Below are 12,856 nucleotides of genomic sequence, written 5' to 3'. Positions count from 1 at the left end.
CTCCATAGGATCTCCCACCACGTAGGATCTCCCACCGCAGGGAATAGGCCGCTGGCCTCCCGGTGTTGTCCGGACACACTGATACCTCAGTCACCGAGACGACAACCGGGAGGCCATTGCCATGCGCGCAGCAGTCTACGACCAGTACACCGACAACCTCGACGACATCACCGTCCGCGAGGTCGACGATCCGAAGCTGCCGCCGGCCTCGGTGCTCATCGAGGTCAAGGCCGCCGGCGTCAACCCGGTCGACTGGAAGCTCGTCGGCGGGCACCTCGACTCCTTCATGCCCGTCCAGTTCCCGGTCACCCCGGGCTGGGATGTTGCGGGAGTCGTCGTCGGACTCGGCTTCGACACCCCCGAATTCTCCATCGGCGATGAGGTCATCGCCTACGCCCGCAAGGATGTCCTGAGCACAGGAACCTTCGCCGAGAAGGTCGCCGTGCCCGTCCGCTCGGTGGCACCGAAGCCCAAGAGCCTGAGCTGGGAGCAGGCCGGCGGGCTGTCGCTGGCCGGGGGAACCGCTCTGCGGACCCTCGAGGCCCTCGGCGAGATCGACGGAAAGACCGTCCTCGTCCATGGTGCGTCCGGGGGAGTGGGCAGCTTCGCCGTGCAGATCGCCCGGGCATCGGGCGCCCGCGTCATCGGCACCGCCTCGGAGCGCAACCACGACTACCTCCGTGAGCTCGGGGCCGAACCCGTTACCTACGGCGATGGCGTGGTCGAGCGTGTCCTCGAGGCTGCCGGCGGCAAGGTCGACGGGGTCGTGGACTACGTCGGCGAACAGCTCGAGACGACTCTGGCCGTCCTCGCCGACGGCGGAGCTCACGCCTCGGTCGCCGACCCGAGCGTGTCCGAACACGGTGGACGCTACATCTGGGTCCGCCCCGACGGATCCGAGACCGCCCGCCTGGGCCAGCTCGTCGACGAAGGTCGGCTCACCGTCGAGGTGGCCGGCACCTACGGCCTCGACGAGGTGCCGCAGGCCTTCAAGGACAACGCCGCCGGTCACACCCGCGGCAAGATCGTCATCGTTCCCTGATCAGCCCTGAACGGGTTCGGCTCAGGCCAACCCCAGCGCCGCGGAAGCGGCGGCGCGCAATTCGACCCCGACCACCTCGGCGCTTGATCGCCGAGCCTGGTACGGGGTCGAATTCATCATCCCGAACACCGCGTGCACCCGCACCGTCGCAGCGTTGAGCGACCACTCGGGGTGCAGGCGGGAGACGACATCGGCCCAGGCGCTGACATAGGAACGCTGCAGACGGCGCACCGTCCGCCGCGATTCCTCCGGCAGAGCCGTGAAGTCGCGATCCTGGATGCGGATGAGCTCGGGCTCGCTCATCGCGAACTCGACATGGAAATCGATGAGAGCCCCCAGCGCCGAGGCGGCCGCCGCCTCTTCGTGCGCCGCGATGATCTGCGTACCGCCGGCATGCAGATACTCCGAGATCCCGATGAGCAGCTCCTCGAGGACGGCCTCCTTCGAATCGAAGTGCCGATAGACCGCCGGGGCGGAGATTCCGGCTCCCTTGCCGAGGTCGTCGAGCCTGACCCCGTGGAAGCCGTGCCGGGCGTAGAGCGTCTTCGCCACACTCAGCAGCTGCTCGCGTCGAGCCGCCTTCGCCTCGGCGCGGGGAGTCGGCTTCGCCGCGGTCGGTGAGCAGTTCTTCGCTGCGTCCGTGCCCTCGCTTCTCACGCTCTCGCCTCCTTTCGCCCCCGCATTGTCACTTTCGCCTGTGAGCAGTATCATAGCAGTCAGTTAAGATTCATTAACTGAAATGGGGAGTGGAATGAGAGCAGTGGGAACTGCGGTCAGTCCGGCAGCGGGGCAGGTCAACGCCGACGCCCACGCCGAGCTCATCGCCGAGCTCCGGGAGCGCGTGCAGGCCACGGCGCTCGGCGGACCCGAGAAATCGCGGCAGCGGCACATCGATCGCGGCAAACTTCTGCCGCGCGAACGCGTCGAACACCTGCTCGACCCCGGCACCCCCTTCCTCGAACTCTCGCCGCTGGCCGCGAACGGCATGTACGAGGATGCGAGCCCCGGGGCCGGCATCATCACCGGCATCGGTCGCGTGGCCGGACGCGAATGTGTCATCGTCGCCAACGACGCCACGGCCAAAGGCGGAACCTACTATCCCGTCACCGTGAAGAAGCACCTGCGCGCGCAGGAGATCGCGAAGGACAACAACCTCCCGTGCATCTACCTCGTCGACTCCGGCGGTGCGAACCTGCCGAACCAGGATGACGTGTTCCCCGACCGTGAGCACTTCGGTCGGATCTTCTTTAACCAGGCCACGCTCTCGGCCGCAGGCATTCCGCAGCTGGCGGCCGTCCTCGGCTCCTGCACCGCCGGTGGCGCCTACGTCCCCGCGATGGCCGACGAATCGATTATCGTCGCTGATCAGGGCACGATCTTCCTCGGCGGCCCACCCCTGGTCAAGGCCGCGACAGGTGAGGAAGTCACGGCCGAGGAGCTCGGCGGCGGAGCGCTGCACTCCCGGGTCTCGGGTGTCACCGACCACCTCGCGGCCAATGATCCCCACGCTCTGGAGATCATGCGCGATATCGTCTCGACGCTCGGACCGAAGGTGGCACCGAACTGGGACGTCGTCGACCCCCGCGAGCCCGCGTACGCGGCCGAGGAACTCACCTCGGTCGTCCCCGTCGACTCGCGCACTCCCTACGACGTCCGCGAAGTCATCGCCCGCCTCGTCGACGGCTCGGAATTCCACGAATTCAAAGCCGAATACGGCACGAGCCTCGTCACCGGCTTCGGCCACCTCGACGGCCATCCGGTCGGCATCGTCGCGAACAACGGCATCCTCTTCGGCGAATCCGCGGTCAAGGGCGCCCACTTCATCGAGCTCTGCGACCAGCGCAGCGTGCCGCTGATCTTCCTCCAGAACATCTCCGGGTTCATGGTCGGCCGCGACTACGAAGCCGGCGGCATCGCCAAGCACGGCGCGAAGATGGTCAATGCCGTGGCCACCGCCCGCGTCCCGAAGTTCACCGTCGTCATCGGCGGCTCCTTCGGCGCCGGCAACTACTCGATGTGCGGCCGCGCCTACTCACCCCGCTTCCTGTGGATGTGGCCCAACGCCCGCATCTCCGTGATGGGCGGCGAACAGGCGGCCAGCGTGCTCTCCACGGTCAAACGCGACCAGATCGAAGCTCGCGGAGAGACCTGGAGCGCCGAGGCGGAGGATGAGTTCAAACAGCCCGTCCGCGACCAGTACGAAGCCCAGGGCAACCCCTACTACTCGACGGCACGGCTCTGGGACGACGGCATCATCGAGCCCGGCGACACCCGCCAGGTGCTCGCCCTCGCCCTCGACCTCGCCCGCTTCTCCCCGATGGAACGCCCGCTGAACGCCAGCGGCTACGGCGTCTTCAGAATGTGAGCCCCTCCATGTTCAACACGGTCCTCATCGCCAATCGCGGCGAAATCGCGCTCCGCGTCATCCGCACCTGCCGCAGACTCGGCATTCGCACCGTCGCCGTCTACTCCGACGCCGACGCCCACGCCGCTCATGTCAAAGCCGCCGACACCGCCGTGCACCTCGGTCCGGCCGCCGCCTCCGAATCGTATCTGCGCATCGACAAGGTCATCGCCGCGGCTCGGGCCACCGGCGCCGAGGCGATCCACCCCGGCTACGGATTCCTCTCCGAGAACGCCGACTTCTCCGCGGCCTGCGATGACGCGGCAATCGTCTTCCTCGGCCCGGGCCCGCACGCCATCCGGACCATGGGCGATAAGATCACGGCGAAGAACGCGGTCTCCCAGCGCGGTGTTCCCTTGGTGCCCGGCACCAAGGACGCCGACATGAGCAACGAGTCCCTCGTCGCGGCCGCTGCGGACATCGGCTTCCCCGTGCTCATCAAACCTTCCGCCGGCGGCGGCGGCAAAGGCATGCACTCGGTCTTCGAGCCTGCCGATCTGCCCGCAGCCTTGGAGACCGCCCGCCGAGAGGCCGCGAGCTCCTTCGGCGACGACACCCTCTTCCTCGAACGCCTCGTTGCCACCCCTCGCCACATCGAGGTCCAGGTCATGGCCGATGCGCACGGCAACGTCATCCACCTCGGCGAACGTGAATGTTCGCTGCAGCGCCGCCACCAGAAGGTCATCGAGGAGGCCCCCTCGGCTCTGCTCGACGAGGCGACGCGGGCCAGGATCGGCCAGGCCGCCTGCGAGACCGCGAAGTCCGTGGGCTACGTGGGTGCCGGCACTGTCGAATTCATCGTCGGCGCCGACCGGCCCGAGGAGTTCTTCTTCATGGAGATGAACACCCGGCTGCAGGTCGAACACCCCGTCACCGAGGAGGTCACCGGAGTCGATCTCGTCGAACTCCAGCTGCGCGTCGGTGCCGGAGAGGTGCTGCCGCTGGCCCAGGACGACATCACGATGTCCGGGCATGCGATCGAAGCCCGCATCTACGCCGAGGATCCCTCCCGTGGGTTCCTGCCCACCGGCGGCCGTGCACTCGACGTCGTCTTCCCGAGCGGTGAGGGCATCCGCGTCGACGCCGGGCTCGAGGCAGGACAGCAGGTCGCCTCCGACTACGATCCGATGATCGCCAAGCTCATCGTCCATGCCCCCGATCGGACGGCGGCGCTCAAGCGACTCGATGCCGCTCTCGCCGCCTCGGCGGTGCCCGGAATCGTCACGAACATCGACTTCCTGCGCACGCTCGCCACCGACAGCCGGGTCATCTCCGGGGAGCTCGACACCTCACTCATCGACAACCTCGGCGAGGGCCGGCTGGCCCACACCGCGAGCGAGGTCGACGTTCAGGTCGCCGCGGCTGCGGTGCTCCTGACCACGGGTGCGGCAGGGGCGAGCCTGACCGGGGCCGTCACAGCCGATCACCTGTCGCGGAACTCGGAAACCGACTCGGCGTGGGATCGTCCGACTGCATGGCGGACCTCACGTCCCGACTTCCGACCCACGGTCGCGCTGAGCAGCGGGGGAGAGCTCGCCGAGATCGAGGCGCGAATCGGCGAGGTCACAGTTGACGATGTGGGACAGTGGCACGTCGTCCTCGACGGCATCCAGCACACCGCACGGGTCTTCTCCGACGCGCGCGACCGCAGCATCTGGGTCAGCAGCGACCGCGGCATCCACGTCTTCACCCGACCGCAGGCCGATACCTCACTGACACCCGGGCTCGGCGGCGCCGAGGTGCTCGCCCCGATGCCCGGATCCGTCGTGGCGATCCGCGTCGAGTCCGGCGACCACGTCGACGCCGGCGCCCCGATCGTCGTCATCGAGGCGATGAAGATGGAACACGTGCTCACCGCACCGGCGACCGGGATCGTCACCGTCACCGCCGTGCAGGGAACCCAAGTCGGACTCGACGAGGTGCTCGCCACCGTCGTCGACGAAGAATCAGAGCAAACTGCCACACCAGCCGATGAACCAACCAACTGACCACGCACAGAGCGGGGAGGAAATCATGACAGCTTTCGTTCCGGGCATGCTGCCCGAAGAATACGAGGACCTGCGCCAAGGAGTCGCGAAATTCGCCGACGAAGAGGTCGCGCCGGTCTCGGCCGAACTCGACGCCAAGCACGAGTTCCCTTATCAGCTCGTGGCGAAGATGGGGCAGATGGGCCTCTTCGGTCTGCCCTTCGACGAGGAGTACGGCGGCATGGGCGGCGACTACTTCGCGCTGTGCCTGGCCATCGAGGAGATCGCGCGCGTCAACCAGTCGCTGGCCATCACCCTCGAGGCCGGAGTCTCGCTGGGCGCGATGCCGATCTACCGCTTCGGCACCGAGGAGCAGAAGCGCGAATGGCTGCCCAAGCTCACCGACGCCTCCGGACTCGCCGCCTTCGGCCTGACCGAACCCGAGGCCGGCTCCGACGCCGGCGGCACCCGGACCAAGGCCACCCTGGACGGCGGCACCTGGACGATCAACGGCGGCAAGTGCTTCATCACGAACTCGGGCACGGACATCACCCGCCTCGTCACGGCTACCGCCGTGACCGGGACGAGAACCTCGAAGTCCGGTCGTGAGGTCCCCGAGATCTCGACGATCATGATCCCGACCGGAACCCCCGGCTTCACCGCCGAACCGGCATACGACAAGGTCGGCTGGAACTCCTCGGACACCCACCCCCTGACCTTCGACAATGTGCAGGTGCCTGAGGCCAACCTGCTCGGCGAGCGCGGGCGCGGCTATGCGAACTTCCTGCGCATCCTCGACGAAGGCCGCATCGCCGTGGGCGCACTCTCCGTCGGTGCCGCCCAGGGCTGCGTCGACGAATCGGTGAAGTACGCGAAGGAACGCCAGGCCTTCGGCCAACCGATCTCCGACTTCCAGGGCATCTCCTTCAAGATCGCCCGCATGGAGGCGCGAGTCGTCGCCGCACGCTCCGCGTACTACCTCGCGGCCTCGCGGATGCTGTCCGGACTGCCGTTCAAGAAGGAAGCGGCCATCGCGAAGATGGTCGCCGGTGAGGCGGCGATGGACAACGCCCGCGACGCCACCCAGATCCACGGCGGCTACGGGTTCATGAACGAGTACCTCGTCGCCCGCCACTACCGCGACTCGAAGATCCTCGAGGTCGGCGAGGGCACCACGGAGGTCCAGCTCATGCTCATCGCCCGCGAACTCGGCATCTGAGGGTCCGAGTGAGCTGACCGGTCCGGTGCGTCTCCGCTGACCGCGTCGGTGAGACTCCGCTGACCGCGTCGGCTCGCCCTGCGCTTCGGCCCGCGCGACGAACCGATAGTGTTGACCGGGAGCGGCCACAGGTCCGGCCGCCGGTGAACCACAGGGCCGCGAACGCAGGCGAGGAGGGCGTGCATGGATCTCAGCGTCGTAGCGACCGTGGCTTCGGTGACGTGGCTCGTCATCGAATATGCGGCGAAGATCATCGCCATCGGAGTGGTGCCGGAGAACCGCCGGCCGTCCTCGTCCTCGGCGTGGCTGCTGCTCATCCTCTTCGTGCCCATCGTCGGGATCCCGGCATTCCTGCTGCTCGGCAGCCCTTATATCAATCAGCGCAGGGCGCGGATCCAGGCCGAGGCGAACGAACTCATGCACGAGGGTGCCGATGAGCTGCCCGATGTGCCGCCGTCGCTCGACGCCCCGCGTGAATTCGTCTCGGTCGCCCAGCTCGGACGCTCGCTGACCGCGCTGCCGATGGTCACCGGGGACAGCCACGGGGTGATCTCCGACTACGAGGAGAGCATCCGCCGGATGACCGAACTCGTCGACGCTGCCGAGGAGTACGCGCATGCCGAGATCTACATCATGGCCTGGGACTCCACCACCGACATCTTCTTCTGCGCCCTCGAACGCGCCGTGGAGCGCGGTGTGCAGGTGCGGGTGCTCTTCGACCACATCGGTTCGCGGAAGTATCCCGGCTTCCACCGTCTGGGCAAGCGTCTGAGTCGGGCGGGCATCGACTGGCATCTCATGTTGCCGTTCATCCCGTGGCGGGGAAAGCTGCGCCGGATCGACCTGCGCAACCACCGCAAACTCCTCGTCGTCGATGGGAAGCGGGCGATGATGGGTTCGCAGAACATGATCGATTCGAGTTATCTCAAGAAGAAGAACGTGCGGATCGGCCGCCATTGGCACGACATCATGGTCGAACTCAGCGGCCCTATCGTCGCGGGCCTCGAAGCCGTGTTCTCCACCGACTGGTACACCGAATGCGGTGAGGCCCTGGGGATCAGGCCCTATGAGGGCGATGACCATCAGCCCGATGTCGGGGGTGCGACGAGTGCGATGCAGCTCATCCCCTCCGGGCCGGGGTTCACCACCGAGCCCAATCTCAAGGTCTTCACCTCGATGATGTATCTGGCGCAGAAGCGGCTGGCGATCGTCAGTCCCTACTTCGTGCCCGATGAGTCCCTGCTCGCCGCGGTCGTCACGGCCGCCCGGCGCGGGGTCGACGTCGAACTCTACGTCAGCGAGGAGGCCGACCAGTTCATGGTCGACCGGGCCCAATCCTCCTACTACCGGTCCCTGCTCGAGGCCGGGGTGCGGATCTTCTTCTTCCCCAAACCCGAGGTTCTGCACACGAAGTGCTTCGTCGTCGACGACAGGTACGCGGTGATGGGCTCATCGAATATGGACATGCGCTCCTTCGGCCTCAACTACGAGATCAGCCTGCTGACGACCGGCGGGGACCTCGTCGATGACATCAACGAGGTGATCGCCGACTACCAACGGGTCAGCCCTGAGCTCTCTCTCGAGGAATGGGAGAAGCGCCCCCTGATCCGCCGGTACATGGAATCGGCGATGCGCCTGACCTCGGCACTGCAGTAGGAAGCGCCCACCGAGGCGGCCTCGCACCTGGTGATGCTCGCGAGAAACAGGTTAAGTGTCGGAGTGCGGGTGTGCACATGTGTTTCTTGGCACTCAACCCGATTTGGGCGGGCGGGATTGCGGCGAGCCAGTGTCTCGACGCTCAGTCTGTCTTCGGCGGAAACGTGCGGGTAGCCCGTTCAATGCTGCGCTTGATCTCGGCGAATATCCGCGGCCGGAACAGGTCGCCGAAGCTCAGATTGAACACCGTGAAGCCGGCATTGAGCAAGTCCATGTTTCGCTGATGGCTCGTTTTCGCAGCCTCGTCGGGACCATTCGAGTTGAGGTAGAACTTGCCGACTCCGTGGACTTCGACTGCTACTTGGGCCTTCTTGTGGCGAAAGTCGTTGCGACCGATGAACTCGCCCGACTCGGTCAAAGCGTCGAGCTGAGGGACCATTCCGGTGATCCCATGCCGATAGAACTTCACTGCGCAGAATGCTTCAGAAGGCGACTCGTGTCGGGCGTCGGCAAGTTCGAGTGCGAGTCTGGCTCGTCTTCGGCCACGTCGGCCGTGCGCCACGAACGCCTCGATGTCAGAGGGTGTCACGGTGCCGGCGTGCAGTGCCTGTGACATGAGTGGAACGGAGACTTCGAGTGCATGATCGAGTGCCAAGTCAGCCAGAGTGCGGGGAAGAGTCGTCGCCGGATAGGCGACTCGTCTGTCGTATCCCCGGCGGAGAGTGCACGGGAGTAGCTGTAGAGCCCGTTGTAATTTCGGGTGGGGGACTGTCGCGAGATCTCGACTTTCGACGTTCCAGTGAGAACTGGATCGAGGTTGTGAATGAGTGCGGCCGAAACATGTGAGAACACGGCGTTGGGCGGAAGCGAATCGCGGCGGCAGGCGATCTGCAGGCGAAGCGCTTCCGCCCGGTCCCGAATGTCGCCGTACTCCGTGGGAAATGTGGTCTCTTCGTCGCTGGACAGATGAGCAATCGCTTGATGGTGACCTCGATTGCATCTGCGAGTGACCACATAGTGGCCTCGTCTCACCTTGTGCAGGCAGCAAAGCTCGGACTCAGCCAGATGGGCTCGAGACATGCCCAGCTCGCGGAGCTGTTGCGCAGTGAGTACCTGGAACATGAAATCAGTATGTCGATGATGAAAGCCAAATTCAATCAAACGGTACTAAACGTCATCAAAAGTCTGGTCAAGGCTGAGCTGGAGGGTTGAGGCCAATCATTGAAAACGGGTTGAGTGTCGAATCGCGGGTGTACACATGCGTGTTTCGACACTGAGCCCGTTTTGGCTGGGAGTGGCGTGCACTAAGTCAGTGTTTCGACACTTACCCCGTTTCTCGGCGGGAGAACCGTGTGGGCTGGCTGGTACGACGGAGGCCGCGCCCGTGGAGGCGGCGTCTCAGCCGAGGTGGATTCGGGCGTCCCGCCGCGACCGCTCAGGCCGCGCCTGCTCAGGCCGAGCCGGTGACGTCGGGGCCGAGCGTCTCGCGCTGTTCGAGGGGAACGTCGAGGAGTTCGTGGACGCCGTTGACGATCTCATTGGGGCGGAACGGGAAGTGGCGGACATCCTCGGCGGATGAGATTCCGGACAGGACGAGCACGGTGTGCATGCCCGCCTCCATACCGGCGATGATATCGGTGTCCATCCGGTCGCCGATCATGGCGGTGCTCATCGAGTGCGCGCCGATCTTGTTCAGCGCCGACCGGAACATCATCGGGTTCGGTTTGCCGACGACGTAGGGGTCGCGGTTCGTGGCCTTCGTGATCAGGGCGGCGATGGCCCCGGTGGCGGGCAGAATGCCCTCGGGGCTCGGGCCGGTGGCATCGGGGTTGGTGACGATGAAGCGGGAGCCGCCCTGGATCAGCCGGATCGCCTTCGTGATCGCCTCGAAGGAGTACGAGTGGGTCTCGCCGACGACGACGAACTCCGGATCCCTCTCCGTCATGACGAAGCCGGTCTCGTGGATCGCCGTCGTCAGCCCCGCCTCGCCGACGACGTAGGCGGTGCCGTGTTCGACCTGATTGGACAGGAAGTCCGCGGTCGCCATCGCCGATGTCCAAATGTTCGCCTCGGGTACGTCGAGTCCGTTCGAGCGCAGCCGGGCGGAGAGGTCGCGGGCGGTGTAGATCGAATTGTTCGTAAGCACCAGGTAGGGAATGTCGGCCCGCCGCCACTGCGCCAGCAGCTCGGCGGCGCCGGGCAGGGGATTGCTCTCCTTGACCAGGACGCCGTCCATGTCGGTCAGCCAGCAGTCGATCGAATCGCGATCCATCTCTCTCCTCGAGTCAGCGGGTGGGCCGAAGCGGCACACCCCCAGCCTAGTCGCGTTCATGATCGGCGGGGGAGCGGGAAGTGAACTCACCCTTGACTCCTGATCGCGGAGATGTATTGTAGGAACTGCTTAATTAAGGAAGTGGTTAAATGGATCTTGACCTCGTCTTCGGGGCTCTCGCCGATCCGACGCGACGGGCGATCATCGATCGTCTGCGCGGCGGAGAACTGAGCTCCGGAGAGCTGGCCGATCCGCTGCCGATCAGCCGGCCCGCGGTCTCCCAGCACCTCAAGGTCCTCGAGGAGGCCGGGCTCATCACCCGGACGAAGCACTCACAGCGGCGAATCGTCTCGCTCAACGCCGAGCATCTCTCAGGCGCCACCGGGTGGCTGCTCGCGGCGCATGAGGAATGGCAGCAGCGCTTCGACAATCTGGAAACGGTCCTCGCCGAGGACGGCCCCGGCCGCGACCGAGCCACCTCGCCAGCGGAAGAATGATCGACTCAAGGAGGAGAACCATCATGAACACGACCGACACCACCACCGACACCACGCCCGCCGACCAGCCGAGCTTCACCATCGTCCGGGACTTCGCCGCGCCCCGTGACCGCGTGTGGGAAGCCTGGACGAACCCGGACGTCATGGCCCGCTGGTTCCACCCCGAAACCCTCGTCACCCCGCGATAATCGGTGAGCGTGGACCTGCGCGTCGGCGGCACCTACACCTACACGATGCGCATCCCGGACACCGGTCAGGAGTTCCCGACCGCCGGGCGGTATCGCCGCATCGAGGAGCCTCGGCGGCTCGACTTCACGTGGGGGAGTCCCGAGGACATCGACGATGCACCGCTCGTCAGCATCGTCTTCGACGAGACCGACGCCGAGTCGACGCGGATGACCTTCACCGTCATCGGCCTCCCCAACGATTCGGGCACCGATGCGAGCGCCTACGACGGCTGGAACTCCGCGTTCACTGTCTTCGACGCCGAGATAGTTGGCTGAGCATCGGAGGTGCTCCACTCGAAGACGAACCACATCAAAGATCGCCGAGGTGGTCCACCGCAGCCAGCGACCGCAGGGTCCGATTGCCGAACACATCGTCTTCGTTCAGTTCGGTGATGCACCCCGAGGTGGCCGCGAAGGTCGCCCGACCCATCGCCTCGAGCGGCAGCTCGAGCCACCGGCCGACGACGAAGGAGTGCGCGAACCCATGCGTGACGACCACCTGCTCAGTCGCCGGCCGCGCCAGCACGCTGTCCATTGCCGCGTACACCCGTGCCCCTGCCTCGCGCCTGGTCTCCGCTCCGTCGATGCCTTCGACATGGTCGAGGCGGAGGCCATGGTCGAAGGGGGCCTCGGGCACGGGAGGGAACACGAAGCGCTCATCGAGCCACGACTGCTCCCGCCCCTCGGCGACTCCATAGGACTTCTCACGCAGGCCCGGAAGAGCTGAGGCAACGGCGCCCAGGGACTTAGCGATCGCCTCGGCGGTCGACCAGGTCCGGCGCAGATCCGAGGAGAACACCTCCGCCGAGGTGCTCGCCGGGATGCGCCGCCGCAGTTCCGCGGCGATCGCGTCCGCCTGCCGCAGTCCGCGCTCGGTGAGTTCCGAGTCGTACCATCCGCCGACGCGCCCCTCGACGTGATGCCGGGACTCGGGGTGGGCGACGACGAACAGTCTGCGCGTGATGGTCATAGTCACCGAGGCTACCGAAGCCGCCCCGGGTTCACAGACCTCCCGGCACAGGCGATAAGCTCGAATCACGACGAGTGAGGAGAGACACATGAGCGAGAAGGTCATCGAACAACGGGGTCTGTGGCTGGACGAGATGGAAGTCGGAGCCACCTACAGGCATGCCCCGGGCCGGACCATCACCGAGGCGGACAACACCTGGTTCACGGCCGTGACCATGAATACCCAGGCCCTCCACCTCGACGCCGCCTTCGCCGAGACCGAACCCTTCGGCCAGCGACTCGTCAACTCGATGTTCACCCTGGCCACCCTCATCGGACTCTCCGTGACCCAGCTGACCCAAGGCACCATCGTCGGCAACCTCGGCTTCTCCGAGGTGAGCTTCCCGGCCCCGCTCTTCCACGGCGACACCCTCTACGCGGAGACGACGATCCTCGACAAACGGGCCTCGAAATCGCGCCCCGGTCAGGGCATCGTCACCCTCGAACACCGCGGCTACAACCAGGAGGGCACGCTCGTGGCCAAGGCCGTCCGCCAGACCATGATGTTCGACTCGTCCCACGCCAAGCCCGGCACCGACGACACCGCACACGGAAAGTGAGCTC

At 66.0% G+C, this 12,856-nt stretch carries 12 protein-coding genes and 1 pseudogene; 9 read left to right on the top strand and 4 right to left on the bottom strand.

Features of this window, described 5'->3' with window-relative positions; genetic code table 11:
• Positions 1–121: 121 nt before the first annotated feature.
• On the top strand, positions 122–1,042 hold the full coding sequence (locus CV023_RS15110) for an NADP-dependent oxidoreductase (RefSeq protein ID WP_230747198.1): 921 nt from the start codon (positions 122–124) through the stop codon (positions 1,040–1,042).
• Between the two features lie 21 nt (positions 1,043–1,063).
• Here the strand turns inward: CV023_RS15110 and CV023_RS15105 are convergent, their stop codons facing one another.
• The gene (locus CV023_RS15105) at positions 1,064–1,699 is read right to left on the bottom strand and encodes a TetR/AcrR family transcriptional regulator (RefSeq protein ID WP_284934742.1); all 636 of its coding nucleotides are present in this window, start codon (positions 1,697–1,699) and stop codon (positions 1,064–1,066) included.
• Between the two features lie 94 nt (positions 1,700–1,793).
• Here CV023_RS15105 and CV023_RS15100 point away from each other — a divergent pair, with 94 nt between their 5' ends.
• The 4 genes from CV023_RS15100 (at position 1,794) to cls (ending at position 8,288) form a co-directional block, all read left to right on the top strand.
• A complete protein-coding gene (locus CV023_RS15100) occupies positions 1,794–3,407 on the top strand; it encodes a carboxyl transferase domain-containing protein (RefSeq protein ID WP_230747197.1) in 1,614 nt (537 codons plus the stop codon).
• A gap of 8 nt (positions 3,408–3,415) precedes the next feature.
• Positions 3,416–5,434, top strand: coding sequence for an acetyl/propionyl/methylcrotonyl-CoA carboxylase subunit alpha (locus CV023_RS15095; RefSeq protein WP_230747196.1), 2,019 nt, complete (start codon positions 3,416–3,418; stop codon positions 5,432–5,434).
• A gap of 25 nt (positions 5,435–5,459) precedes the next feature.
• A complete protein-coding gene (locus tag CV023_RS15090) occupies positions 5,460–6,632 on the top strand; it encodes an acyl-CoA dehydrogenase family protein (protein WP_230747195.1) in 1,173 nt (390 codons plus the stop codon).
• 183 nt (positions 6,633–6,815) lie between these two features.
• On the top strand, positions 6,816–8,288 hold the full coding sequence (gene cls / locus CV023_RS15085; RefSeq protein ID WP_230747194.1) for a cardiolipin synthase: 1,473 nt from the start codon (positions 6,816–6,818) through the stop codon (positions 8,286–8,288).
• A gap of 142 nt (positions 8,289–8,430) precedes the next feature.
• On the opposite strand, the gene CV023_RS15080 is transcribed toward cls, so the two are convergent.
• Positions 8,431–8,727: a hypothetical protein gene (locus CV023_RS15080; protein ID WP_230747193.1), complete on the bottom strand. Its 297-nt coding sequence runs from the start codon at positions 8,725–8,727 to the stop codon at positions 8,431–8,433.
• Positions 8,728–9,254: 527 nt separating this feature from the next.
• Here CV023_RS15080 and CV023_RS15075 point away from each other — a divergent pair.
• Positions 9,255–9,500, top strand: a complete 246-nt coding sequence (locus tag CV023_RS15075; protein WP_230747192.1) for a hypothetical protein — start codon at positions 9,255–9,257, stop codon at positions 9,498–9,500.
• A gap of 238 nt (positions 9,501–9,738) precedes the next feature.
• Here CV023_RS15075 and CV023_RS15070 read toward each other — a convergent pair whose 3' ends face one another.
• Complete coding sequence (locus tag CV023_RS15070; RefSeq protein ID WP_230747190.1) at positions 9,739–10,560, bottom strand: HAD-IIA family hydrolase; 822 nt, start codon at positions 10,558–10,560, stop codon at positions 9,739–9,741.
• A gap of 149 nt (positions 10,561–10,709) precedes the next feature.
• Here CV023_RS15070 and CV023_RS15065 point away from each other — a divergent pair, with 149 nt between their 5' ends.
• Both CV023_RS15065 and CV023_RS15060 read left to right on the top strand, forming a co-directional pair.
• Positions 10,710–11,057: an ArsR/SmtB family transcription factor gene (locus CV023_RS15065; RefSeq protein WP_230747188.1), complete on the top strand. Its 348-nt coding sequence runs from the start codon at positions 10,710–10,712 to the stop codon at positions 11,055–11,057.
• Positions 10,970–11,560 (top strand): annotated as a pseudogene (locus CV023_RS15060) (SRPBCC family protein). Before CV023_RS15065 ends, CV023_RS15060 begins: the two are co-directional and overlap by 88 nt.
• Before the next feature lie 34 nt (positions 11,561–11,594).
• On the opposite strand, the gene CV023_RS15055 reads toward CV023_RS15060, so the two are convergent.
• On the bottom strand, positions 11,595–12,254 hold the full coding sequence (locus CV023_RS15055; protein ID WP_230747187.1) for a histidine phosphatase family protein: 660 nt from the start codon (positions 12,252–12,254) through the stop codon (positions 11,595–11,597).
• Positions 12,255–12,342: 88 nt separating this feature from the next.
• Between CV023_RS15055 and CV023_RS15050 the strand changes: the two genes are divergently transcribed.
• Positions 12,343–12,852: a MaoC family dehydratase gene (locus tag CV023_RS15050; RefSeq protein ID WP_230747185.1), complete on the top strand. Its 510-nt coding sequence runs from the start codon at positions 12,343–12,345 to the stop codon at positions 12,850–12,852.
• Positions 12,853–12,856: the final 4 nt, after the last annotated feature.

It is taken from the genome of Brevibacterium sp. CCUG 69071, from assembly GCF_021023135.1.
Lineage (GTDB): Bacteria > Actinomycetota > Actinomycetes > Actinomycetales > Brevibacteriaceae > Brevibacterium.
The sequence above is the reverse complement of the archived record's forward strand: the minus strand, read 5'-3'. Positions and strand labels throughout refer to the sequence as shown.